The sequence below is a fragment of the Pseudoduganella sp. UC29_106 genome, assembly GCF_044055365.1.
In the GTDB taxonomy this organism is placed as follows: domain Bacteria; phylum Pseudomonadota; class Gammaproteobacteria; order Burkholderiales; family Burkholderiaceae_D; genus Rugamonas.
The window spans coordinates 479,844-502,437 of the sequence record NZ_CP171977.1 but is presented as its reverse complement, the minus strand read 5'-3'; the positions used below and the strand labels follow the sequence as shown (position 1 = coordinate 502,437).

19 protein-coding genes are annotated in these 22,594 nt (G+C 63.9%); 5 read left to right on the top strand and 14 right to left on the bottom strand.

Annotated features, from left to right (window positions below; translation table 11 throughout):
- Positions 1–76: 76 nt before the first annotated feature.
- A complete protein-coding gene (locus ACHMW6_RS02855) occupies positions 77–580 on the bottom strand; it encodes a hypothetical protein (RefSeq protein ID WP_395405402.1) in 504 nt (167 codons plus the stop codon).
- A gap of 48 nt (positions 581–628) precedes the next feature.
- Between ACHMW6_RS02855 and argH the strand changes: the two genes are divergently transcribed.
- The 3 genes from argH (at position 629) to ACHMW6_RS02840 (ending at position 4,463) form a co-directional block, all read left to right on the top strand.
- Positions 629–2,020: an argininosuccinate lyase gene (gene argH / locus ACHMW6_RS02850; protein WP_395405401.1), complete on the top strand. Its 1,392-nt coding sequence runs from the start codon at positions 629–631 to the stop codon at positions 2,018–2,020.
- Between the two features lie 182 nt (positions 2,021–2,202).
- The gene (locus ACHMW6_RS02845; RefSeq protein ID WP_395405400.1) at positions 2,203–2,745 is read left to right on the top strand and encodes a TRAP transporter small permease subunit; all 543 of its coding nucleotides are present in this window, start codon (positions 2,203–2,205) and stop codon (positions 2,743–2,745) included.
- Positions 2,742–4,463, top strand: a complete 1,722-nt coding sequence (locus tag ACHMW6_RS02840) for a TRAP transporter large permease subunit (protein WP_395405398.1) — start codon at positions 2,742–2,744, stop codon at positions 4,461–4,463. The genes ACHMW6_RS02845 and ACHMW6_RS02840 overlap by 4 nt, the downstream gene beginning before the upstream one ends.
- Positions 4,464–4,639: 176 nt before the next feature.
- Here the strand turns inward: ACHMW6_RS02840 and ACHMW6_RS02835 are convergent, their stop codons facing one another.
- Positions 4,640–5,296, bottom strand: a complete 657-nt coding sequence (locus tag ACHMW6_RS02835; RefSeq protein ID WP_395405396.1) for a hypothetical protein — start codon at positions 5,294–5,296, stop codon at positions 4,640–4,642.
- A gap of 340 nt (positions 5,297–5,636) precedes the next feature.
- Between ACHMW6_RS02835 and ACHMW6_RS02830 the strand changes: the two genes are divergently transcribed.
- Positions 5,637–8,162, top strand: a complete 2,526-nt coding sequence (locus ACHMW6_RS02830) for a M4 family metallopeptidase (RefSeq protein WP_395405394.1) — start codon at positions 5,637–5,639, stop codon at positions 8,160–8,162.
- 178 nt (positions 8,163–8,340) lie between these two features.
- A complete protein-coding gene (locus ACHMW6_RS02825; protein WP_395408515.1) occupies positions 8,341–9,588 on the top strand; it encodes a M24 family metallopeptidase in 1,248 nt (415 codons plus the stop codon).
- Between the two features lie 49 nt (positions 9,589–9,637).
- On the opposite strand, the gene ACHMW6_RS02820 is transcribed toward ACHMW6_RS02825, so the two are convergent.
- The 12 genes from ACHMW6_RS02820 to paaC form a co-directional block, all read right to left on the bottom strand.
- Positions 9,638–10,498, bottom strand: coding sequence for a cytochrome c (locus ACHMW6_RS02820; RefSeq protein WP_395405392.1), 861 nt, complete (start codon positions 10,496–10,498; stop codon positions 9,638–9,640).
- A gap of 82 nt (positions 10,499–10,580) precedes the next feature.
- Entirely contained in the window at positions 10,581–12,071 is a 1,491-nt protein-coding gene (locus ACHMW6_RS02815; protein ID WP_395405390.1) for an amidohydrolase family protein, read from the bottom strand.
- Between the two features lie 55 nt (positions 12,072–12,126).
- Positions 12,127–14,169: a phenylacetic acid degradation bifunctional protein PaaZ gene (gene paaZ / locus ACHMW6_RS02810; protein WP_395405388.1), complete on the bottom strand. Its 2,043-nt coding sequence runs from the start codon at positions 14,167–14,169 to the stop codon at positions 12,127–12,129.
- Positions 14,170–14,172: 3 nt separating this feature from the next.
- Positions 14,173–14,793: a phenylacetic acid degradation protein PaaY gene (paaY, locus tag ACHMW6_RS02805; protein ID WP_395405386.1), complete on the bottom strand. Its 621-nt coding sequence runs from the start codon at positions 14,791–14,793 to the stop codon at positions 14,173–14,175.
- Positions 14,794–14,795: 2 nt separating this feature from the next.
- Entirely contained in the window at positions 14,796–16,001 is a 1,206-nt protein-coding gene (pcaF, locus tag ACHMW6_RS02800; protein ID WP_395405384.1) for a 3-oxoadipyl-CoA thiolase, read from the bottom strand.
- Position 16,002: 1 nt separating this feature from the next.
- Complete coding sequence (gene paaK / locus ACHMW6_RS02795) at positions 16,003–17,313, bottom strand: phenylacetate--CoA ligase PaaK (RefSeq protein WP_395405382.1); 1,311 nt, start codon at positions 17,311–17,313, stop codon at positions 16,003–16,005.
- Positions 17,314–17,341: 28 nt separating this feature from the next.
- Positions 17,342–17,788: a hydroxyphenylacetyl-CoA thioesterase PaaI gene (gene paaI, locus ACHMW6_RS02790; RefSeq protein ID WP_395405380.1), complete on the bottom strand. Its 447-nt coding sequence runs from the start codon at positions 17,786–17,788 to the stop codon at positions 17,342–17,344.
- Complete coding sequence (gene paaH / locus ACHMW6_RS02785) at positions 17,781–19,334, bottom strand: 3-hydroxyacyl-CoA dehydrogenase PaaH (RefSeq protein ID WP_395405378.1); 1,554 nt, start codon at positions 19,332–19,334, stop codon at positions 17,781–17,783. Before paaH ends, paaI begins: the two co-directional genes overlap by 8 nt.
- Positions 19,335–19,336: 2 nt before the next feature.
- Positions 19,337–20,128: a 2-(1,2-epoxy-1,2-dihydrophenyl)acetyl-CoA isomerase PaaG gene (gene paaG / locus ACHMW6_RS02780; protein WP_395405376.1), complete on the bottom strand. Its 792-nt coding sequence runs from the start codon at positions 20,126–20,128 to the stop codon at positions 19,337–19,339.
- 81 nt (positions 20,129–20,209) lie between these two features.
- Complete coding sequence (gene paaE, locus ACHMW6_RS02775; protein WP_395405374.1) at positions 20,210–21,286, bottom strand: 1,2-phenylacetyl-CoA epoxidase subunit PaaE; 1,077 nt, start codon at positions 21,284–21,286, stop codon at positions 20,210–20,212.
- Between the two features lie 4 nt (positions 21,287–21,290).
- The gene (paaD, locus tag ACHMW6_RS02770; protein ID WP_395405372.1) at positions 21,291–21,833 is read right to left on the bottom strand and encodes a 1,2-phenylacetyl-CoA epoxidase subunit PaaD; all 543 of its coding nucleotides are present in this window, start codon (positions 21,831–21,833) and stop codon (positions 21,291–21,293) included.
- Positions 21,833–22,585, bottom strand: a complete 753-nt coding sequence (gene paaC / locus ACHMW6_RS02765) for a 1,2-phenylacetyl-CoA epoxidase subunit PaaC (protein ID WP_395405370.1) — start codon at positions 22,583–22,585, stop codon at positions 21,833–21,835. The genes paaD and paaC overlap by 1 nt, the downstream gene beginning before the upstream one ends.
- Positions 22,586–22,594: the final 9 nt, after the last annotated feature.

Genomic DNA, 22,594 nt, shown 5'->3' with positions numbered 1-22,594 from the left:
TTTCCATCAGTGTAGCCGGGCGCGACGGCGGAGTAAAACCGCTGCGCCCAAAAAGTGTGCAAGTATGTGCGCTAGCTCACTGATTCTTCAGATAGCGATCCGGCAACGGGAATTTGTCCGTTTCCGCTTGCCACACGAGCGACTGCACCCACCAGCGCTGGCCGTCGTTCAGCAGCTGGATGCTGTTGATGCCGCGCTGGAAAGGCCTGGCGTCGCCCTGGGCGTGATGCGACTGGTAAGTGCTGAAGACGTGGGCAATCTGGCCGAATTGCTCGGTGCTGCGCGCGACTTCCGATTCGAAGAAGCCGTCTTTCGCGAAAACGGGAGTGACGCGGCCGATGTAATCGTCCACCGTGAGCACCGTGGTCTTGGTCGCGCCCTGCACGATCATGCGGCCTTCGGGACGGAACAGGGAGCGTAAACGATCCCAGTCGCGCACCTTGCCGGAGGGGCCGGAAATGGTGTCGTAGAGGGCGGCGATCACGCTGTCGACACTGGCTACATCGGCCGGACGCGCCTGCTGGGCGCTCGCAACGCCGGCTGCCGCCAGCGCAAATAGCAAAACTGCTAACTTTTTCATCAAATCTCCACTGTTATAATCGTTGAAATCCAACCGCAGCTATTAATCATGACAGACCAATTCTCCAAAAAGGCCGAAGCCTGGTCGGCCCGCTTCTCGGAACCCGTGTCCGACCTCGTGAAACGTTACACCGCCTCCGTGTTTTTTGACAAGCGCATGGCCAAGGCCGATATCGAAGGCTCGCTGGCCCACGCTGAAATGCTGGCGACCCAGGGCATCATCCCGGCCGCCGACCTGGACGCCATCCGCAAGGGCATGGCGCAGATTTCCGGCGAAATCGACGCAGGCCAGTTCGAATGGCTGCTGGACCTGGAAGACGTGCACCTGAATATCGAGAAGCGCCTGACCGAGCTGGTGGGCGACGCCGGCAAGCGCCTGCACACCGGCCGGTCGCGCAACGACCAGGTGGCGACCGATATCCGCCTGTATGTGCGCTCCGCGATCGACGATATCAGCGGCCTGCTGACCCAGCTGCGCAGCGCGCTGGTGGACCTGGCTGAAAAAAATGCGGATACCATCCTGCCCGGCTTCACGCACATGCAGGTAGCGCAACCGATCACCTTCGGCCACCACATGCTGGCCTATGTCGAAATGTTCGGCCGCGATGCCGAGCGCATGGCCGACTGCCGCAAGCGCGTGAACCGCCTGCCGCTGGGCGCCGCGGCGCTGGCCGGCACCACCTTCCCGATCGACCGCCTGCGCGTGGCGAAGACGCTGGGCTTCGACGATGTGTGCCACAACTCGCTGGATGCGGTGTCCGACCGCGACTTCGCGATCGAATTCACGGCGGCCGCTTCGCTGATCATGACGCATATCTCGCGCATGTCCGAAGAACTGGTGATCTGGATGAGCCCGCGCGTGGGCTTCATCGATATCGCCGATCGCTTCTGCACCGGCTCCTCCATCATGCCGCAGAAGAAGAATCCGGACGTGCCGGAACTGGCGCGCGGCAAGACCGGCCGCGTCTACGGCCACCTGATGGGCCTGCTGACCCTGATGAAGGGCCAGCCACTGGCCTATAACAAGGACAACCAGGAAGACAAGGAACCATTGTTCGACACCGTCGATACCGTGGTCGATACGCTGCGCATCTTCGCCGACATGGCGGGCGGCATCACCGTGAAGCCGGAAGCGATGCGCGCCGCGGCCCTGCAGGGTTATGCGACGGCGACCGACCTGGCCGACTACCTGGTGAAGAAGGGCCTGCCGTTCCGCGATGCACACGAAGCGGTGGCGCATGCGGTGCGCGCTTGCGACGATTTGCAGATCGACCTGGCGCAAATGTCGCTGGACCAGTTGCGCGCGTTCTCGCCGCTGATCGGCGAAGATGTGTTCGCGGTGCTGACGCTGGAAGGCTCGGTGGCGGCGCGCGATCACGTGGGCGGCACGGCGCCGAACCAGGTGCGGGCGGCGATTGCCCGCGTGCGGGGGCTGTTGTAACGCATGCAGCGGCGGATCAACGATCCGCCCTACGCACCTCGGTCATTCATGGCGGCGCGTGCGATTCGGAACGCGTAGGGCGGATCATTGATCCGCCTTTTTTATTGTGACCAGAAACCAATAATCAGCTAATATCCTTGCAACAATCCTTTTAATTAGACAATGCGCTGGAGACACAAGCAATGCAAGGATTTCTTCGGTTCTCTCATTGGCTGGACCGCATAGGCTACAGATGCGGCCAGATCGCCAACCTGATGATTCTGTTCTCATGCGTCATCAGCGCCAGCAACGCCATGATCCGCTACGGTTTCGACTGGAGCAATAACTGGCTGCTGGAATTGCAATGGTATCTGTTCGGCGCTGCGGTGATGCTGGGCGCAAGCTACACCTTCCAGCGCAACGAACACGTGCGCGTTGACCTGGTCTACGGCCATGTCAGCGAACGCAAACAGCTGTGGATCGACATCTTCGGCATCATCTTCTTCCTCTTCCCGGCCTGCATCCTGTTCGCATGGCTGTCCTGGTATTCGCTGTTCCTGCCGTCGTGGCAAATCCTGGAGCAATCCAGCAATTCGGGCGGACTCGCGCGCTACCCGATCAAGCTGGTGGTGCCGGTCGGCTTCGCGTTGCTGACGCTGCAGGGCATCTCCGAACTGATCAAGCGGATCGCCGCCCTGATGGGCCAGACTGAACTGGACAGCAAGTACGAAAGGCCCGTGCAATGATTCCTCTCGAGTGGATGCCGCCATTGATGTTTGCCGGCCTGGTTGTCTTCATGCTGGTCGGCTTCCCTGTGGCGTTCTCGCTGCTGGCCGTTGGCCTGTTCTTTGGCGGGATCGCCATATCCGAAGGCTTCTTCGGCGTGCCTTTCCTGCAGGCCGTGCCGCAAAGGATTTTCGGCAGCGTGCTGGCCAACGACCTGCTACTGGCGATTCCCTTCTTTACCTTCATGGGCGCGGTGCTGGAAAAGTGCCGACTCGCTGAGGACATGCTCGATTCCATGGGCAAGCTGTTCGGCGGCATCCGCGGTGGCCTCGGCTACTCGGTGATTATCGTCGGCTTCATCCTCGGCGCAATCACCGGCACCGTGGCGGCGCAGGTGATTGCGATGGCGATGATCTCGCTGCCGGTGATGATGCGCTACGGTTACCACATGCGCTACGCGACGGGCGTGCTGGCGGCGTCCGGCACGATCACGCAGCTGGTGCCGCCTTCGCTGGTGCTGGTGGTGCTGGCCGACCAGCTGAAAACGCAGACCGCGGCGGCGGACGTGGGCAGCATCTACCTCGGCGCCTGGGGGCCTTCGGTTGTGCAGATTGCGCTGTTCGCACTCTATACCTTTATCTTGTCGCGCTTTCGCCCGGAATGGCTGCCTGCCTCGCCGGAAAGCGATCGCGGTGAGCGCGGCTGGGAACTTTGGAAGCAATGCCTGCGCGGCATCATTCCGGCGGCGGTGCTGATCTTCATGGTGCTGGGCACGATGATGCTCGGTATCGCCACGCCGACCGAGTCCGGTGCAATGGGTGCTTTGGGCGCGGTGGTGCTGGCCGTGATCCGTCGCCCGGAATTCAATCAGCGCGACCGCGTCTTCTTCCGCATCGGCATGGTTGCCGGCCTGGCGGCGGCACTGATCGGCGCGTTCTACTACGAAGGCGAGACGGGGCTGGCGCATGTCGCCAAGCCTTATGTGCAGGCGGCGCTGGGCGTGCTGTATGTGGCGGTGGCGTGGCTGATCCTGCGCGCCTCCCAGATTGGTCCGCTGCGCGAGCTGATTGTGCTGAGCTACCAGTCGACGATGCGCCTGACGGCAATGGTGGTGTTCATCCTGATCGGGTCCACCTGCTTCTCCGTGGTGTTCCAGGGTGTGGACGGCGGCCTGTGGGTCGAGCATCTGTTCAACGGCATCCCGGGCGGCTGGATCGGCTTCCTGCTTGTGGTGAACCTGTTCGTGTTCTTCCTCGCCTTCTTCCTCGACTTCTTCGAGATCGCCTTCATCGTCGTGCCGATGCTGGCGCCCGTGGCGCAGAAGGTGCTGGCGCCGCAACTGGAAGGCATGATGGGCAGTCCGGAGGCCGCGGCGTCGGCCGCGCTGGTGTGGTTTGGCGTGATGCTGTGCGTGAACATGCAAACCTCCTTCATGCACCCGCCGTTCGGCTTCGCCCTGTTCTACCTGCGCGGCGTGGCGCCGAAAGAGGTCAAGAGCTCCGATATCTATTGGGGCGCCTTGCCCTGGGTCGGCCTGCAGATGATCATGGTCCTGCTGGTCGCCGCCCTGCCCCAGACCGTGACCGCCTTCCTCGACAGGAACACCGGCGGCACCGTCCAATCCGGCGACCTCCAGATCCAGACCGATGCGCCGCCTTCAACGCCGGATAGCGAGAAGAAGGACGAGCAGCAGCCGGAGCTTAATTTCTCGACGCCGGAAGAAGAGAATAAGAAGTAGTCGTTTCCCCTCCCCGGCGCGGGCTGCACGCCGGGGAGTATAGTGTCCATGTCTCGATTTCGGAATTCTCCTCAAACCTCCTTAAATCAACTCAAATCTGCTTATTTCTACTTATTCGTACTATTTTCGGCAGCTGCCTCCGGCAGCCGCGGGCCGCGAACTGGCAGCGCCGCGGATCAGTGGGTGATCATCGTCGAAAGGACGGTGAACGCCGCGCCGGTGTGCTCCTTCTCCAGGATCAGGGTCAGCTCGGTACGGGTCGAGATCAGGTTGATGAGGTTGACCTTGTCCCATGCAAGCTTCTTCAGGATTGCATGATAGATGCCCGGCGTTCGCCAGGAATCGGCGGTCAGTTGCAAGGTGACGGCATTCAGGTTCTCCAGCCGCGCAAGCAGACGCTCGCCGCCGAACACTTCCTCGACCAGGGGAATCAGGGGACGGCTGCAAATCACCATCACCTCGTTATTCCCGCGCGTAATGGTCAGGAAGAGCCCGTGGCCCGCGCCGGACTTCTCCAGCAGTTGGCGGTGGCATTCGTCCGTCAGCTCCGAGCGGCGGAAGGTGAATTCCACGAGATCGGTGCGCGCCGTAAGCTGGCCCGACTTCTGCGCCAGCACGATTTCCTGTGTGTCCGAATCCGGCAACCGGGTGGACAGGCGACGCAAGGCCATGACCACGGCGGCCTGGCCGACTGGCTTCCACAGGTCGTCCTGGAGCTGCGGCTGCAGCTGGCGCGCCAGTTCCGACAGGTTAATCAGTCCCCGGCGCAAGCCTTCGCTGAGAAAGGGGGACTCCGCAACAATGCGTTCTACTTTGGTTGAAATTGACAGCATGAGTGATGCGCCCTCACGAACAAATGCCTCAACAGTGACGGGCTAGTGTAAAACGCAAAATTCAAGTAGTGCAACGACGACGCGACAATTTGATACATATTTCGTTGCATCCAACACGAAATTAGAGAGACAAGTCTAGTCTGTTGCACGCACCCTACAACTTCGGCCAAGAGTGCGCCATCGTGGCGCATTCCACGCTATACGCGCGCGAATTCACCAAACAGTATGTCTAATTTTGAACAACGTCGCGCAAGCTGACTCATTTCTCAACTTTTTTGACTTCACCCGAAGCAGAGGATTAAGTTCGCGCTCTCCTACCCACCACGTCAATGGAGAGACGATGAACCTTCACAAGAGCATCCTCGCCGCAGCCATCGCAGCCCTGCCCCTTGCCGCCGCTGTCGCCCAGGTGCGCGGGCTGCCGGAGCAGCTGATGTCCGCCCCCGGCCAGGCCCTGACCGAAGCAGACAAGGCGAACATTCTCGACAAGCTGAATAACCGCCGCCACGCCGCCGGCCTCGATAACGACCATGGCTATAAGGTGACTAACCAGCACCCGGGCGTGCACGGCACGCGCATCACGCGCGCCGCCCACACCTGGCGCGGCCTGCGCGTATTCGGTTCCGAGTCCGTGGTGGTGAGCGACGAGAACGGCGACATCGTCAGCGAATCGGCTTCCGACCGCCGCGAGGGACTGGATGCCTCCCGCGCGGCAAAAACCGGCGGCAAAGGCGCGCCGGACACCACACCGACCATCTCCGCCCAGGAAGCAATCGACCTGGTGGTCAGCCGCGTGGCGCCCAACGGCAAGCACCGCTGGAAGCCGGAAGCCGAGCTGCTGATCTGGCCCGTGATGAAAACCGTGCGTCTGCCCTCGGCCGGCAGCAAGTCCGACGCCCAGCTGAACGCGATGGACGTGGAAGAAGTGGTCGACTACTACGAGCTGGCCTACCTGGTGAAAACGCGCATGGGCCAGAACAAGCAGCTGGTCTACCGCGACACCGTGGTCAGCGCCATCACCGGCACCACCATCAAGCAGTGGGATGCATTGCAGACCGTAACCGGCAGCGGCAACAGCCAGTACAACGGACAGGTGCCGATCCAGACCACGCTGTCCGGCTCGACCTACAAGATGCTGGACGCCACGCGCGGCGTAGGCGGCACCTTCGGCGGCATGGCCATCACCAACGCCAACCACGCGCCGGAATCGAATCCGACGCCAGGCACCATCTATACCAACAGCAGCAACACCTGGGGCGACGGTCTGCAATACGTGAACGGCGGCAGCACGACCAACGCCAACGGCCAGACCGCCGCGGTCAACGCGCTGTGGGGCCTGATGAACACCTACGACACGCTGAAGAATGTGCTGGGCTGGCAATCCCTGGACGGCAACAATACTGCTACCTATATTGCGGTGCACGTCGACACGCAGTACGACAATGCCTTCTTCGAGCCGGGCTGCAAGTGCATGTACATCGGCGACGGCGGCACCTCCTTCAACAACCTCGGCTCGATCGACGTGATCGGCCACGAAATGGGCCACGGCGTAACCGACGCCACGTCCAACCTCACTTACTCCGGCGAATCCGGCGGCCTGAATGAATCGAACTCGGACATCAACGGCGAAATGGTGGAGGCCTATGGCCGCGCCGGCGGCACCGGCGCCGTGATCCCGGCCACCGGAAACGACTGGGTGATGGGCCGCGAAATCTCCAAGACCGGCACGCCGCTGCGCTGGATGTACAAGCCAAGCAAGGACGGCAAGAGCCCGAACGCCTGGAGCAGCACCCTCGGCACGTTGAACGTGCACTACAGCTCCGGCCCGAACAACCGCATGTTCTACTTCCTGTCCCAGGGCTCCAGCTCGGATTCGGCCAGCGAGTACTACAGCTCCTACCTGGTCAAGACGCCGCGCGCCATGACCGGCATCGGCAACGACAAGGCATTCCGCATCTGGTTCAAGGCCAACACCACCAAGTTCACCGCGTCGACCAATTACTCGGACGCGCGCACCAAGGTGCTGGCGGCAGCCGAGGAACTGTATGGCGTAGGCTCGAAGGAAGCGACCGCCGTCAAGCGCGCCTATGCGGCCATCAATGTGGGGACGGACGTGGACGAAGCAGCAGGCAGCCTGGCCATCGCCACCCAGCCGAACAGCGTTTCCGTCGCAGCCGGCGCCACCGCCAGCTTCACCGTCGGCGCTTCCGGCGGCACCGCGCCCTATACCTACAAGTGGTACCGCAACGGCGCGCTGATCTCCGGCGCCGCCTCGGCCACCTACTCCTTCACCGCGCAGACGGCGGACAACGGCGCCGTGTTCAACGCCAGCGTGACCGATTCGGCTACCACGCCGGCCACCGTGACTTCGTCCAACGCCACCCTGACCGTGGGCGGCTCGCAGACCGAGCGCGTGGGCAATGGCGGCTTCGAGTCCGGCACTTCGCCATGGGCCGGCACCACCGGCGTGATCGGCAGCTACAGCGGCCAGACCGCCTACGCCGGCACGCGCTTCGCCTGGCTGGGCGGTAATGGCACCACCGCTTCCGAGACCATTACCCAGGATGTGGTGATTCCGTCCACCGCGACCTCGGCCAACCTGACCTTCGCGCTGCACATCGACACCGCGGAATCGGGCAGCACCGCCTACGACAAGCTGGTGGTCACCGTGAAGAACACCGCCGGCGCCGTCCTCGGCACGCTGGCAACCTATTCCAATGTGAACGCAGCCAGCGGCTACCAGATCCGCAGCTTCAACCTGCTGCCCTACAAGGGCCAGACGGTGCGCCTCTCGTTCGCCATGACGGAAGACTCTTCGCTGCAAACCTCCTTTGTCCTCGATAACGTCAGCCTGTTGACGCAGTAAGCCGCAACCCGAGGCGTAAAGCAGGTGTCAGCCACGATGTGGCTGACACCAGGGTTACGCCTCTGGTTTTTTTTGTATGCAGCTCTACGCAGCCCCCATGACGATCGCTGCACAATCCGATTTCCCCCCTCCGCCCGATGCTATGATTCGCCCCACGATTTTCGGAGGCACTATGAGCATTGGCATTGGCGGCAAAACCGCCGAAGAAGCACTGGCATCCCTGTCCGACATGACGGCCGGCGCCATCCCCATCGGCAAGGAGGAACACCTGGCCCGCATCGCAAAAGCGCAAGCCTATATGCAGCAGCAGGGCATCGCCGCCATCTACATCAACGCAGGCGCCAACCTGCTCTACTTCACCGGCACCAAATGGCACCCGAGCGAGCGCATGGTCGGCGCCATCCTTCCCGCCACCGGACCGGTTGAATACATCGCTCCCGCCTTCGAGGAAGACACGCTGAAGGACTTCATGCTGGTCGAAGGCCGCGTCAACTGCTGGCACGAGCATGAAAGCCCTTACCAGCTGTTCGTGGACGTGCTGGCCCGTATGGACATCGCGCCAAACGCCGCCACGCCGCCGCGCATCGGCATCTGCGAAAGCGCCGCCTTCTTCATCTACGACGGCATCCGTCCGCTGGCCGCCGGCTACGCGCTGGAGAATGCGCGCACCGTCACGGCCTACTGCCGCACGCGCAAGTCCGCCGCCGAAATCGCCTTGATGCAGCGCGCCAAGGACATGACCCTGGCCGTACACATCGCCACCGCCAGCATCCTGCGCGAAGGCATCACCACCACCGAGGTGGCCGAGTTCATCGACCGCGCCCACCGCAAGGTCGGCGCCCCGGCCGGCTCCTATTTCGTCATCGTGCTGTTCGGCGAAGCCACCGCTTTCCCGCACGGCGTGAGCTATGTGCAAACGCTGAAGCTGGGCGATACAGTGCTGATCGACACCGGCTGCAAACTGCACAACTATATTTCGGACATCACGCGCAGCTACGTCTTCGGCCAGCCGACCGAGCGCCAGCGCTTCGTGTGGAATGCCGAAAAGGCCGCGCAGCAGGCAGCCTTCGACGCCGCCCAGCTGGGCGTCCCTTGCGAAGAAGTGGACAAGGCGGCACGCCGCTCACTCGAAGCAAACGGCTTCGGACCCGGCTACAAGCTGCCCGGCCTGCCCCATCGCACCGGCCACGGCATCGGCCTCGACATCCACGAATGGCCTTACCTGGTCGGCGGCGACAAGACCCCTCTGGCGCCGGGCATGTGCTTCTCGAATGAGCCGATGATTTGCGTCCCCGGCGAATTCGGCATTCGCCACGAGGACCATTTTTATATGACCGAGTCGGGGCCGCGCTGGTTCACGCAGCCGGCGCATTCGATTGATGATCCTTTTGGCTTCGCAGGCAGCGGATGCACGGCGGATCAATGATCCGCCCTACGCTTCCCGAATAGGTCGAGTGCGAGGCCCCCCGCCGGAATCAGGGCTTGGCGACGCTGGGTACGGGCTTCAGCGTGCGCAGGTAGGCGGTGATGGCGGCCATGTCCTCGTCGTTGATGTTGTGGTACCAGTCGAAAGCCATGGGCGGCCGGTAGCGGTTGCCCTGGCGGTCCATGCCGGTGCGTACGGCGGTGGAAATCTGGGCGTCGCTCCAGTCCTTGAGGCCATCCGCGTGCGGCGTGATATTGCGCGAGATGCTTTCGCCCCACGGGCCCTTGATCGACTGGCCGCCCGCGCCCAGGCGGGACGCGTCCAGCATGCCTTTCTCGCCGCGCGGCGTATGGCATTCCATGCAGTGCCCCAGCGTGACCATATAGCGGCCGTACGCCACCTTATCCTTCGGCGACGGCGCCTTGACCTTGGCCAGCGGCGGCCCATAGGTCGGCGGCAGCGGGAAGTTCCAGGTCGATTTCGGCACCACGGCTTTTACCGCGGGCTGGGTACGCAGGTACAGGATGACCGAGGCCAGGTCCTCGTCGGACAGCACGCGGTAATACTCCACCGGCATCAGCGGCGAGAGGATGGTGCCGTCCGGCCGCACACCCTCGCGGATGGCCTTGGCCAGTTGGGAATCGGTCCATTTGCCCACACCCGTTTCCGGGTCATTGGTGATATTGGGCGCATAGGCGTCGAACATGGGTTCGACAAAATGGAAGCCGCCCGCCATGCCTTTCTCCGGTATGATGCGCCCCTTCTCGTCGCGCACACCGTGGCAGTTGGCGCAGGCCAGGATGCCCTCTACAAGGTACTTGCCGCGCGCCATGCGCGCCGCGTCCGGCGATGCAGAAGCCTGCCCTGCCAGCAGCAGGCACGCAACGAATCCCCACAGCAGTTTTGCCATGATCTATCCCCCGTGCCAAAAATACAGTGTGGTACGCGGTGCTCAACAGTTCAATGACTTTTTGCGGCTTGTGGCGAAAAAGTCAGCGGATGCCCACCATGCCGCGCACCGACGCCCGCAGCTTCGCGCTGTCGTAGCCCAGGCCATCCTTGAATACCGTCTCCACGTTCTGGATGTCGCCAATGCGCCGCGACGGATCACCGTCGATCACAATCAGGTCGGCGTGTTTGCCGGCGGCGATAGTGCCGATGCGCTCCAGCTGCCCCATGAACTGCGCGCCGTTATAGGTGGCGATGCGGATTGCTTCCAGCGGTGTAAATCCGGCTTCTACCAATAGTTCCAGTCCGCGCTGGTCGCCGAAGCCCGGCAGCGTGCCGCCATTGCCGGTGGGGTCCGGCCCTGCCAGCAGCGTGCCGCCGGCTTTGACGAAGGCCAGCTCGAAGGCCATTTCCTTCTTCAGCAGCGTTTCCTGGCGCGCCACCTTGTCCGGCGCCTGTGCCGCCGTCGCCCGCGCGGCAAGATGGCTGCGCAGGGACTCGGCCGACATCATCTCCATCTGCTTCTTCGATAGCAGCGGACGGCTTGCCACGAAGTTCTCGAACACGGGCAGCGTGGACGTGATCGCGACCTTTTTCTGCACCAGGTCGCGGATCAGTTCCTGCACCTCGGGGCTGTCGATGTCGCGTTTCTCCCAGCTGGCCGCGATGTCTGCGCTGCTCGGGCAGCGACCGGGCTGCCGGTTCGGCACGAAGCCAGTGTCGGTGAACACCGGGCCGTGCTCCAGGTTGTCGATGCCCAGCGCCGCCGCCTCGCGGTAGCTGACGGCGCACAGATGCCCCGTGATCCTGACGCCGTGCTTGTGCGCCTCTTCGATTGCCGCCGCCAGCACGGGCCCGCTGATATTCATATAGGCCTTGAACGAGGTCGCTCCCTCGCCGGCCCAGAAGTCCACCGTCTTGCGCGCGTGCGCGGCTTCTTCCAGCACTGCCATTTGCGGAAAGTGGCTGCCCCGCCCTTCCAGATAGGGTCCCGTCACGTCGATATGCGGGCCGGGGATCTGCATCGCGTCGACCGCCTTGCGGATATTCAGGTCGTTATACGGCTCGATGCTGCCCGTCGTGCGGATCGTCGTCACGCCGGACGCAAGGTAGAGTCGCGGCGCCGTGAACGCGATCTCCGTCACGAAGAAGCCGGGCGGCGGCAGCTTGCCCTCCTCGTCCTGGTTCAGGGAAGCCGTGTACATCAGGTGATTGTGCATGCCCACCAGTCCGGGCATCACCGTCCGGCCCTTCAGCTCCACCACCTGCGCGCCTTTCGGCGGCGCCACGCTGGCCGGCGTCACCGCCTCGATGCGTCCATCGCGCAGCACAACTGTCCGATCTTCCAGCGGCGCCGCGCCCGTGCCATCGATCACCCGCACATGCGTGAGCGCCAGCAGCGGTGCGTCATACTTCAGGAACTTGCGTACTTCCGGCCCCGGCTGCGCCTGCGGCACGGCCAGGTCGGAATGAGCGTTGGCGAGGGATGCGCCGGTCAGCGCGGTGGCGGCAAGCGCCAGGGTGATGAAATGCATTCTGTCTCCCATTATGTCGGCGCCCGCCGTGCAGGCGCCGACCTGGGAAACGGGGTCAGGCGTGCTTGGAGACGAGCGTCAGGATATCGTAGCTGGCAACCAGTTCATCATTCTGGTTGGTGACTTGTACGTCCCATGCTACCACGCCCTGTCCCACGCCTTTGTCGTCCTTGCGGTTGCGATCGACCTTGCGCTTGCAGGTCAACCGCGCGCGGATCGTATCGCCGATCGCCACCGGCGTGATGAAGCGCAGGTTGTCCAGGCCATAGTTGGCCAGCACAGGCCCCGGCGCCGGCGACACGAACAGGCCCGCCGCTGCCGACAGCACGAAATAGCCGTGCGCAATGCGCTTGCCGAACTGCGTGTCCCTGGCCGCGATCTCGTCGAAGTGCATATAGAAGTAGTCGCCGGAAACGCCGCCAAAGTTGACGATATCCGCCTCGCTCACCGTGCGGCGATGCGTCAGCAGCGAATCGCCCACCTGCAGGTCCTCGAAGTGCTTGCGGAACGGATGGATCCCGCTCTCGCGCACGGCGCCGCCGCGCACATACTCCCCCGTGATGGCGGACAGCATGGTCGGCGAACCCTGCACCGCAGCGCGCTGCAGGAAGTGGCGCACCGCGCGGATGCCGCCCAGTTCTTCGCCGCCACCGGCGCGGCCGGGACCGCCGTGCTTCAGCTGCGGCAGCGGCGAACCGTGGCCGGTCGAATCGACGGATGCTTCGCGCTCCAGCACCAGCACGCGGCCGTGCGAAGCGGCAGCGATCGGTACCGCGTGCGCCGCGATCATCGGATCCTTGGTGACCAGCGTGGACACCAGGCTGCCCTTGCCGCGCGCCGCCAGCTGCAGCGCTTCATCCATATCCGAATACGTCATCATCGTGCTGACCGGGCCGAAGGCTTCCACATCATGCACCGCATCGTTGCGTAGTGCATCGCGGCACAGCAGCAGCGTCGGCGAGAAGAACGCGCCTTCCGCCACGCCTTCGCCCACCAGTTTCAATGCGTCGCCGCCGAACACCATCTCATTGCCGCGCGCCAGCATCGCCACGCGCTCGGCCACGTCGCGCTGCTGGTCCTTCGAGGCCAGCGCGCCCATGCGCACGCCTTCCACCGACGGATCGCCCACCACGATCTTCGACAGGCGCTCGCGCAGCCGCTCGGCCACCGCGTCCACACGGTTCTGCGGCACGATAATGCGGCGGATGGCCGTGCACTTCTGGCCCGCCTTGCCCGTCATCTCGCGCGCCACTTCCTTCACGAACAGGTCGAATTCCGGATCGTCCGGCGTCACATCCGGTGCCAGGATGGCGCAATTCAGCGAATCCGCTTCGGCCGTGAACGGGATCGAGTTGTTCAGGATATTGCGGTTCGAGCGCAGCTTGGCGGCCGTGTCGGCCGAACCGGTGAAAGTCACCACGTCCGGGCCTTGCAGGCGGTCCAGCAGGTCGCCGGTCGAACCGATCACCAGCTGCAGCGCACCCTCCGGCAGCAGGCCGGACCCGTTCATCATGCGCACCAGCGCCTCGGTCAGATAGCTGGTCGCCGACGCCGGCTTGCCGATGCAGGGCATCGCCGCCAGGAAGGATGGCGCGAATTTCTCCAGCAGGCCCCAGATCGGGAAATTGAAAGCGTTGATATGCACCGCAATGCCGCCGCGCGGCACCAGGATGTGGGTGCCGGAGAAGCCGCCGCGCTTGCCCAACGCCATGGCCGGGCCTTCATGCAGCACATTCGACGAAGGCAGCTCTCGGCTGCCCATGCTGGCGTAGGCGAACAGCGTGCCGATGCCGCCTTCCACGTCCACCCAGCTGTCCGGACGCGTTGCGCCGGTCAGGTGCGAAATCTTGTACAGCTCCTCCTTGCGCTCCATCAGGTACAACGCCAGCGCCTTCAGGCAGGCCGCGCGCTGCTGGAAATCCAGCTTCATCAGCGACGGCACGCCGGTCTTGCGCCCGTAGCGGACGGCCTCCTCGAAGTCCAGCTGCTCGGCATGGGTATGATAGATCACGCCATTGGTCAGCGCGTTGTACAACGGCGTCGCCGCCTCCTTGCCTTGCCAGCGGCCGCCGATGAAGCTTTGCAGGGTTTGTGCCATTTCTCAGGTCTCCGATTTATCGTTAGCTTGTTTATGCAGGTGCATGGGGAGCGAGGTTTCCCATTGCATGCGCGGGCGGTCGGGCGCCGCTTCCGTGTCGGGCTCGACCTCTCGCATCGTTTGCATCGAGCGCACGGACAGTTCCTGATATTGCTCGGTGCCGCCTATTTTCCACTTCAATTCCTGGTCGCTCACCTGGCGCACGACTTTGGCGGGCGTGCCGACGACCATGCTGCGTGCCGGGATTTCCATGCCGGCTTTCACAAAAGCGCAGGCGGCGACGATGCTCTCCGGGCCGACCACGGCGTTGTCCATCACCACCGCATTCATGCCGACCAGCGTGTTCCGCCCGATGCGGCAGCCATGCAGCACGGCGCCATGGCCGATGTGGCCATCCTTTTCCACCACCGTGTCCGCGCCGGGGAAGCCGTGCATCACGCAGGTGTCCTGCACGTTGGCGCCCTCTTCCAGGATCAGGCGGCCGAAGTCGCCGCGCAGGGAAGCCAGCGGCGCCACATAGCAGCGCGGACCGACGATCACATCGCCGATCAGCACCGCCGTTGGGTGCACATAGGCGGTCGGATGCACGACCGGCCGCACGCCATTGATCTCGTAGACCGGCATGATCAGACTCGCTCGATGACCAGCGCGATGCCCTGGCCCACGCCGATGCACATGGTGCACAGCGCATAGCGCCCGCCAGTGCGTTCCAGCTGGTTCAGCGCCGTCGTCACCAGGCGCGCACCGGATGCACCCAGCGGGTGGCCAATGGCGATTGCGCCGCCGTTCGGGTTCACGTGGGCCGCATCGTCCGGCAGGCCCAGGTCGCGCGTCACGGCCAGGCCTTGCGCCGCAAAGGCTTCATTCAGCTCGATCACGTCCATCTGTTCGATGCTCAGTCCCACCTGGGCCAGCACCTTCTTCGACGCGGGCGACGGGCCGAAGCCCATGATGCGCGGCGCCAGGCCGGCCGTGGCCATGCCCAGCACCTTGGCGCGCGGCTTCAGTCCGAACTTGTCCACCGCCGCGGCGGAAGCCAGCAACAACGCGCAGGCGCCGTCGTTCACGCCTGAGGCGTTGCCCGCGGTGACCGAGCCTTCCGGCTTGACCACGCCCTTGAGTTTGGCCAGCTGCTCGATCGTGGTCTCGGGACGCGGATGCTCGTCGGTGTCGACCACCTTCGGATCGCCTTTCTTTTGGGCGATTGTGACCGGCACGATCTCCTTCCCGAAGAAGCCGGCCGCGTGGGCGGCAGCCCAGCGCTGCTGGCTGCGCAACGCAAACGCATCCTGATCGGCGCGGCTGACCTTGAATTCCTCGGCCACGTTCTCCGCCGTCTCCGGCATCGAGTCGATGCCATATTTGGCCTTCATCAGCGGATTGACGAAGCGCCAGCCAATGGTGGTGTCCTCGATTTTCGCACTGCGCGAGAAGGCGCTGTCCGCCTTGCCCATTACGAAAGGCGCGCGGGTCATGCTCTCCACACCACCCGCGATCACCAGCTGCGCTTCGCCGGCCTTGATGGAGCGCGCCGCGATGCCGACGGCATCCAGGCTGGAGCCGCACAGGCGGTTGATCGTGTTGGCCGGCACTTCGACCGGCAGGCCTGCCAGCAGCGCGGCCATGCGGCCCACGTTGCGGTTGTCCTCGCCGGCGCCGTTGGCGCAGCCGTAGTAAATGTCGTCGACCTGCGTCCAGTCCACGCCCGGATTGCGCTGCATCAGCGCGGCGATGGGCACGGCGGCCAGGTCGTCGGCACGCACGGCGGCCAGGGCGCCGCCGTAGCGGCCGAAGGGAGTGCGAACGGCATCGCAGATATAGGCTTCGGTCATATTATTCCTTTGGTCGCTTGTCGATTACGCGTTTGGCCTTGCCGGTCAGCGTGCGTTCGATACCGTCCGGCGGCAGCATGCTGACCCGGGTCGATACGCCCACCATGGTCTTGATGCAGTGTTCCAGTTCCTTTGCCAGCACCGGGCCCTGCGCCGCATCCACCCCGGGACGCAGCTCGGCGAGCACTTCCAACTTGTCCAGGTGGCCGTCGCGCGTGACCACCAGCTGATATTGCGGCGCCAGTTCGTGCATCTTGCAGATCAGTTCCTCGATCTGGGTCGGGAACACATTCACGCCGCGGATGATCAGCATATCGTCCGAACGGCCCGTGATCTTGCCGATACGGCGCATCGAGCGCGAAGTGGGCGGCAACAGGCGCGTCAGGTCGCGCGTGCGGTAGCGGATCACCGGCAGCGCTTCCTTCGTGAGCGAGGTGAATACCAGCTCGCCTTCCGAACCTTCCGGCAGCACTTCGCCCGTTTCCGGATCGATGATCTCCGGGTAGAAGTGGTCTTCCCAGATCACCGGGCCATCCTTCGATTCGATGCATTCGCTTGCCACGCCGGGGCCCATCACTTCGGACAGGCCGTAGATATCGACCGCGTCGATGCCGGCACGCTCCTGGATCTCGGCGCGCATCGCGTCCGTCCACGGTTCTGCGCCGAAGATGCCCACCTTCAGCGAGGACTTGGCAGCGTCCAGTCCCTGGCGCTGGAATTCCTCGATGATGTTCAGCATATAGGATGGCGTAACCATGATGATCGAGGGCTGGAAGTCCTGGATCAGCTGCACCTGCTTCTCGGTCTGCCCGCCGGACATCGGCACCACCGTGCAACCCAGGCGTTCGGCGCCATAGTGCGCACCCAGGCCGCCCGTGAACAGGCCGTAGCCATAGGAGATATGCACCATATCGCCCGCGCGGCCGCCGGCGGCGCGGATGGAACGCGCCACGCAATTGGCCCAGGTGTCGATATCGTTCTGCGTGTAGCCGACAACGGTCGCCTTGCCAGTCGTGCCGCTGGAGGCATGCACGCGCACCACCTTCTCGCGCGGCACGGCGAACATCCCGAAGGGGTAGTTGTCGCGCAGCGTCTTCTTGTCGGTGAAGGGGAATTTGGCCAGGTCGGCCAGGGTTTTCAGATCGTCCGGATGTACACCCTTCTCATCGAAGGCCTTGCGGTAGTGAGGCACGTTCTCGTAGGCGTGCTTCAGCGACCATTTCATGCGCTCCAGTTGCAGGGCCTGCAGTTCGTCGCGGCTGGCGCGCTCGATCGGCTCCAGGTCGGACGGGGCGGGATTACGTTGAACCATCGGGTGTCTCCTCCGAATATGTTTTGCGTCAGCCGTGCACCGGCACCAGATGGCCGCTGACACGGTGCGACTTGCCGCGGAAGGTGGCGATCATGCGCCCTTCCTGGTCGGTCACCATCACGTCATAAATGCCGGTCTTGCCGGACATGGTGCGCTCCACGGCTTCCGCCGTGAGCAGGTCGTCCAGGCGCCCGGGCGCCAGGTAGTCGATCGTGCACCCCGCGCCTACCGTGTTGTGGTTATGGCTGTTGCACGCAAACGCAAAGGCGCTGTCCGCCAGTGCGAAGATAAAGCCGCCGTGGCAGGTCTGGTGCCCGTTCAGCATATCGGCCCGTATCGGCATGGTCATGCGCGCATAACCGGGACGGATTTCGATCAGTTTCATGCCCAGTCCCTGGCTGGCGGCGTCGCGCGCATACATCTCGGCGCCGGCTGCTTCGGCCAGGGCTTGCGGGTGGATCTTTGCATTAGTCATGGATCTTCGCTCCGCTTTGCTGTTTGCGGCGCAGCAGCGGCGACACGCGGTAGCGGTCCTCGCCATAGGCCTGCGCCAGGTGTTCCAGCACCATCGCGATGTGGCGCACACCCACCAGGTCGGCCCAGGCCAACGGGCCGCGCGGGTAATTCACGCCCTTTTGCATGGCGATATCGGCGCCGGCGGGGCTGCACACGCCCTGGTTGACGGCGTCCGCCGCTTCGTTGGCCAGCATGGCAACGGTGCGCATCACGGCCAGGCCGGGCACGTCGTCCAGGCGGGTGACAGCGAAGCCGGCAGCCTGAAACATCGCCACGGCGGAATTGAAGGCGGCCTTGCTGCACTGATCGGACTTGGCGACGGCGATGCGCGGCGCGTTGGCGTAGTCGAAGGCGAGGTCGTACACCACGGTGTCGGCATGGTGATCGTCGCGCGCGCGCGCAGTGGCGCTGCGGCCGTCGGTCAGGTAAATGGCGGCGCCATTGCAGTGGAATGCCGGCGCTTCATGCTTGCGGTGGCCTTCCGCCGATTTGCGCGGCGTGACGGCAACGCCATGCTTCTTCAGGCGCTCGGCGATGGCAGCGGCGATGGCGGAGGAATCGCCCGGCTCCTGGCTGAAGCCCACATATTCAGGCTTGGGCAGCGGCGCTTCGGCCTGAGGCTGCGGTATCACGGCGCCTTCGCCATAGGCGTACACGCCGCGGCCCGATTTGCGGCCGAGGAAGCCGGCATTTACCAGCTCATTCTGCAGCACGGACGGCGTGAAGCGCGGGTCGTTATAGTAGGCGCGGAACACGGATTCAGTGACGGAGTAATTCACGTCGTGCCCGATCAGGTCCATCAGCTCGAAGGGGCCCATACGGAAGCCGCCCGCTTCGCGCATCACGGCGTCGATGGTGGCCGCGTCGGCAGCCTGTTCGTTCAGCAAGCGCCAGCCCTCGGCGTAGTAGGGACGCGCCACGCGGTTGACGATGAAGCCCGGGGTGGACTTGGCGTGCACGGGATTTTTGCCCCACGCTGCGGCGGTGTCGAACACGGTTTCGGCCACGCCGGCATCGGTCGCCAGGCCGCTGATCACTTCCACCAGCGCCATCAGCGGCACGGGATTGAAGAAATGCATGCCGACCAGGCGCTGCGGACGGCGCAGCTTCGCGGCAATCGCAGTCACGGAAATCGAGGAGGTATTGGTGGCAAGGATCGCGTCGTCTGCCACGATGGCTTCCAGCTCGCCGAACAGTGCGCGCTTCACGTCCAGGTTCTCGACGATCGCCTCGACCACCAGCGCGGCATCAGCCACTTGCTCCAGCGCGGCCACGGCATGCAGGCGGCTGCGCGCCTCGGCGGCTGCGTCGCCACTGATCTTGCCCTTCTCTACCAGCTTGCCGAAGACCTTGCCGATTTCGGCGATCGCCTTGTCGACGGCTTCGGGACGCGTGTCGAACAGCCTGACCTGGTAACCGGCGGCCGCCGCGACCTGGGCGATGCCCGAGCCCATGGCGCCGCTGCCGATGACTGCCACCACACTGCCTTGTGCGAGCGCCGCCATGTTCACTCTCCTTTGAAGTTGGGGCTGCGTTTGGCCATGAAGGCATCCACGCCTTCGCGGTAATCGTGGCTGTAGCCCAGCTCGCGCATCATTTCGCCTTCGAGCTTGAGCTGGTCGGCCAGGGTGTTGTGCCAGCTTTCCTGCAGCGCGTGCTTGGTGAACGCCAGGCCCTTGGTCGGTGCGGTGGCAAAGTGCTTCGCCATGGCCAGCGCTTCCGACATCAGTTCTTCATCCGGCACGGCCTTCCAGATCAGGCCCCACTGCTCGGCGCGTTCAGCGGACAGTTTCTCGCCCAGCATCGCAAGGCCCGTTGCGCGGGCGTGGCCGATCAGGCGTGGCAGATGCCAGGTGCCGCCGGTGTCCGGGATCAGGCCCAGTTTGCAGAAGGCTTCGATGAAGCTGGCGGACTTCGCAGCCAGCACGATGTCGCAAGCCAGCGCCAGGTTGGCGCCGGCGCCGGCGGCCACGCCGTTCACGGCGCAGATTACCGGCATCGGCAGCTCGCGCAGCGCCAGCACCAGCGGCGCATAGAATTTTTCGACCGACTCGCCCAGGTCCACAGCCTGGCCGCCGGGGGCGACAGCGCGGTCGCCCAGGTCCTGGCCGGCGCAGAATCCGCGGCCTGCGCCCGTCAGCAGCAGCACGCGCACGGATTTGTCGGTGCGTACCTGCGACAGTGCCTCGCGCACTTCGAGGTGCATCGCCTGCGTGAAGCTGTTCAGCTTATCGGGGCGGTTCAGCGTCAGCTGTGCCACGCCGTCTTTGATCTCAAACAGGATATTTTCGTAGCTCACTGCTTGTCTCCTTTTTAGAACCCAAGGCTTGAACCTGGTGTCTGCCACGATGTGGCAGACACCTGTTTTAGGCCGTGGGTTTTATTCAGCCTGATCGTAGTCCACAACCACCGTATCGGTAGTCGGGAAGCTCTGGCAGCTCAGCACAAAGCCGCGCGCAATCTCATAATCCTCCAGCGCATAATTCACGTCCATATCCACCTTCCCCTCCAGCACCTTGCAGCGGCACGTCGAGCATACGCCGCCCTTGCAGGAGTAGCGCATATCCAGTCCCGCGCGCAGGCCTGCGTCCAGGATGGACTCCTTGTCCTTCTCCATCGTGAAGGTCGCCGCGCTGCCATCCATGATTACGGTGACCTCGGTCAGGTGCGGCGCCGATGAAGCCTGCCCACGCGGCTTGTGCTGGTGCTTAGGAATGCTGGCCGCAAACAGCTCGATCTTGATATTCGACTTCGGCATGCCCGCTTCCTGCAGCGCAGCCGACACGCCATGCATCATGTCCTCGGGACCGCAGATGAATGCCACGTCGTAGTCCTTGATATCGACCCAGTGCTGCAGGAACTGTTCGGTCTTTTCCTTGGTGATGCGGCCGTTGAACAACTCGATGTCCTGCTGCTCGCGGCTCATCACGTAGACGATGTTCAGGCGTTCCAGGTAAGTATCCTTCAACTCCATCAGCTCATTCTTGAAAATCACGGAGGACGACGCGCGGTTCCCGTAGAACAGGGTGAAGCTGCTGTGCGGCTCGGCCTGCAGCGTGGTCTTGATGATGGACAGGATGGGCGTGATGCCGCTGCCTGCCGCGAAGGCCATGTAGTTGCGATGGCTCTGCGCATCCAGCGGCACGTTGAAGTGGCCCATCGGCGGCATAACCTCGATGGTGGCGCCGGGCTTCAACGCATCGTTGGCCCAGCACGAGAACGTGCCGCCCGGGGTACGCTTGATGGCCACGCGCAGGCTGCCGTCCTGCACGGCGGAGCAGATCGAGTAGGAACGGCGCACGTCCTCATCGTCGATATGCGTGCGCAGCGTGAGGTGCTGGCCTTGCTGGTACTTGAAGCTTTCCTGCAGTTCGGCAGGCACGGCGAAGGTGACGGCGATGCAGTCACGCGTCTCCTGCTGCACTTTCGAGACGGACAGCGGATAGAATTTGCTCATGATGTCAGTGGCACTTGAAGTAGTCGAAAGGCTCTTTGCAGTCCAGGCACTTGTACAGCGCCTTGCACGGCGTGGAACCGAACTGGCTGGTGACTTCGGTGTGGGCGGAGCCGCAGTGGGGGCAGACGACCTTCGGCGCCGGCACCGCGCCGCGCGCCACGCCCGCCCGCAGCGGATCGGCCGGCGCACTCGCCCCGCCCCGACGCAGCCCGCTGATGTCGATCACGCGCTGCGCCGGCGGCGCGATGCCGTAGCCCTTGAGGCGGGCCTTTCCCGCATCGCTCATCCAGTCGGTGGTCCACGCCGGCGACAGGCGCGTGATGATGTCCACCTGGCGGATGCCCGCGTCGTGCAGCGCGTGCTGGATATCGTCGGCAATCACCTGCATCGCCGGGCAGCCGGAATACGTCGGCGTGATGGTGACCGCGCAGGCCGAAGGACCGGTCACCTGCACATCGCGCACGATGCCGAGATCCACCACCGAAATCACCGGGATTTCAGGATCGGAAACGCCGGCCAGCAGGGACCAAACGTGCGAGGCGTCCATTACCACTCCGCGCCGGGATAGGCTCGCTGCAGGAACTGCATCTCGGCCAGCAGGTAGCCCAGGTGCTCGCTGTGGCGGCCTTGCTTGCCGCCCTTCTGCATCCAGGCGTCGGCCGGCGGCATGGTCAGCGTGGCTTCGCCGAAGATGTCGGACACGTGGGCCAGCCACTGCTCGCGCAACATCGCGGCCGGCGGCGCCACGCCGGCAGCAACCATCGCTTCATCGACTGCGTCATAGTTGAAGACTTCGCCCGTGTACATCCACAGTTCGTCGGCCGCGGCCTGCATATACTTGTGGCTCAATTCCGTGCCGTCGCCCAAGCGCACCACCAGGTCGCCGCTGCGGCGCAGGTGGTAGGTCACTTCCTTCAGCGATTTTTCCGCAATCTCCGCAATGCGTGGGTCGGACGATTTGGTCAGCGCGCCAATCAGGAAGTAATGCCAGGTGTCGAAGAAGAACTGGCGCATCATCGTGAAACCGTAATTGCCGTTCGGCTGCTCGACCAGCAGCACGTTCTTGTAGTCGTGCGCATCGCGCAGGAAGGCCATCTTGTCCTCATCGCGGCCCGCGCCTTCCAGTTCGGAGGCATAGCTGTACCACATGCGGGTCTGGCCCAGCAGGTCCAGCGAGACATTGGACAGCGCCATGTCCTCTTCCAGTGCGGGACCTTTGCCGCACAATTCGGCCAGGCGCTGGCTCAGCACCATGGCGTTGTCGCCCAGGCGCAGCAGATAGGTAACCTTGTTGTCCATGGCTGCGGC

What these genes read in the sequence shown, in the direction of transcription:
- ACHMW6_RS02855 (WP_395405402.1), bottom strand. Translation starts at nt 580, where the DNA reads ATGAAAAAGTTAGCAGTTTTGCTATTTGCGCTGGCGGCAGCCGGCGTT.
- argH (WP_395405401.1), top strand. Translation starts at nt 629, where the DNA reads ATGACAGACCAATTCTCCAAAAAGGCCGAAGCCTGGTCGGCCCGCTTC.
- ACHMW6_RS02845 (WP_395405400.1), top strand. Translation starts at nt 2,203, where the DNA reads ATGCAAGGATTTCTTCGGTTCTCTCATTGGCTGGACCGCATAGGCTAC.
- ACHMW6_RS02840 (WP_395405398.1), top strand. Translation starts at nt 2,742, where the DNA reads ATGATTCCTCTCGAGTGGATGCCGCCATTGATGTTTGCCGGCCTGGTT.
- ACHMW6_RS02835 (WP_395405396.1), bottom strand. Translation starts at nt 5,296, where the DNA reads ATGCTGTCAATTTCAACCAAAGTAGAACGCATTGTTGCGGAGTCCCCC.
- ACHMW6_RS02830 (WP_395405394.1), top strand. Translation starts at nt 5,637, where the DNA reads ATGAACCTTCACAAGAGCATCCTCGCCGCAGCCATCGCAGCCCTGCCC.
- ACHMW6_RS02820 (WP_395405392.1), bottom strand. Translation starts at nt 10,498, where the DNA reads ATGGCAAAACTGCTGTGGGGATTCGTTGCGTGCCTGCTGCTGGCAGGG.
- ACHMW6_RS02815 (WP_395405390.1), bottom strand. Translation starts at nt 12,071, where the DNA reads ATGCATTTCATCACCCTGGCGCTTGCCGCCACCGCGCTGACCGGCGCA.
- paaZ (WP_395405388.1), bottom strand. Translation starts at nt 14,169, where the DNA reads ATGGCACAAACCCTGCAAAGCTTCATCGGCGGCCGCTGGCAAGGCAAG.
- paaY (WP_395405386.1), bottom strand. Translation starts at nt 14,793, where the DNA reads ATGCCGGTCTACGAGATCAATGGCGTGCGGCCGGTCGTGCATCCGACC.
- pcaF (WP_395405384.1), bottom strand. Translation starts at nt 16,001, where the DNA reads ATGACCGAAGCCTATATCTGCGATGCCGTTCGCACTCCCTTCGGCCGC.
- paaK (WP_395405382.1), bottom strand. Translation starts at nt 17,313, where the DNA reads ATGGTTCAACGTAATCCCGCCCCGTCCGACCTGGAGCCGATCGAGCGC.
- paaI (WP_395405380.1), bottom strand. Translation starts at nt 17,788, where the DNA reads ATGACTAATGCAAAGATCCACCCGCAAGCCCTGGCCGAAGCAGCCGGC.
- paaH (WP_395405378.1), bottom strand. Translation starts at nt 19,334, where the DNA reads ATGGCGGCGCTCGCACAAGGCAGTGTGGTGGCAGTCATCGGCAGCGGC.
- paaE (WP_395405374.1), bottom strand. Translation starts at nt 21,286, where the DNA reads ATGAGCAAATTCTATCCGCTGTCCGTCTCGAAAGTGCAGCAGGAGACG.
- paaD (WP_395405372.1), bottom strand. Translation starts at nt 21,833, where the DNA reads ATGGACGCCTCGCACGTTTGGTCCCTGCTGGCCGGCGTTTCCGATCCT.
- paaC (WP_395405370.1), bottom strand. Translation starts at nt 22,585, where the DNA reads ATGGACAACAAGGTTACCTATCTGCTGCGCCTGGGCGACAACGCCATG.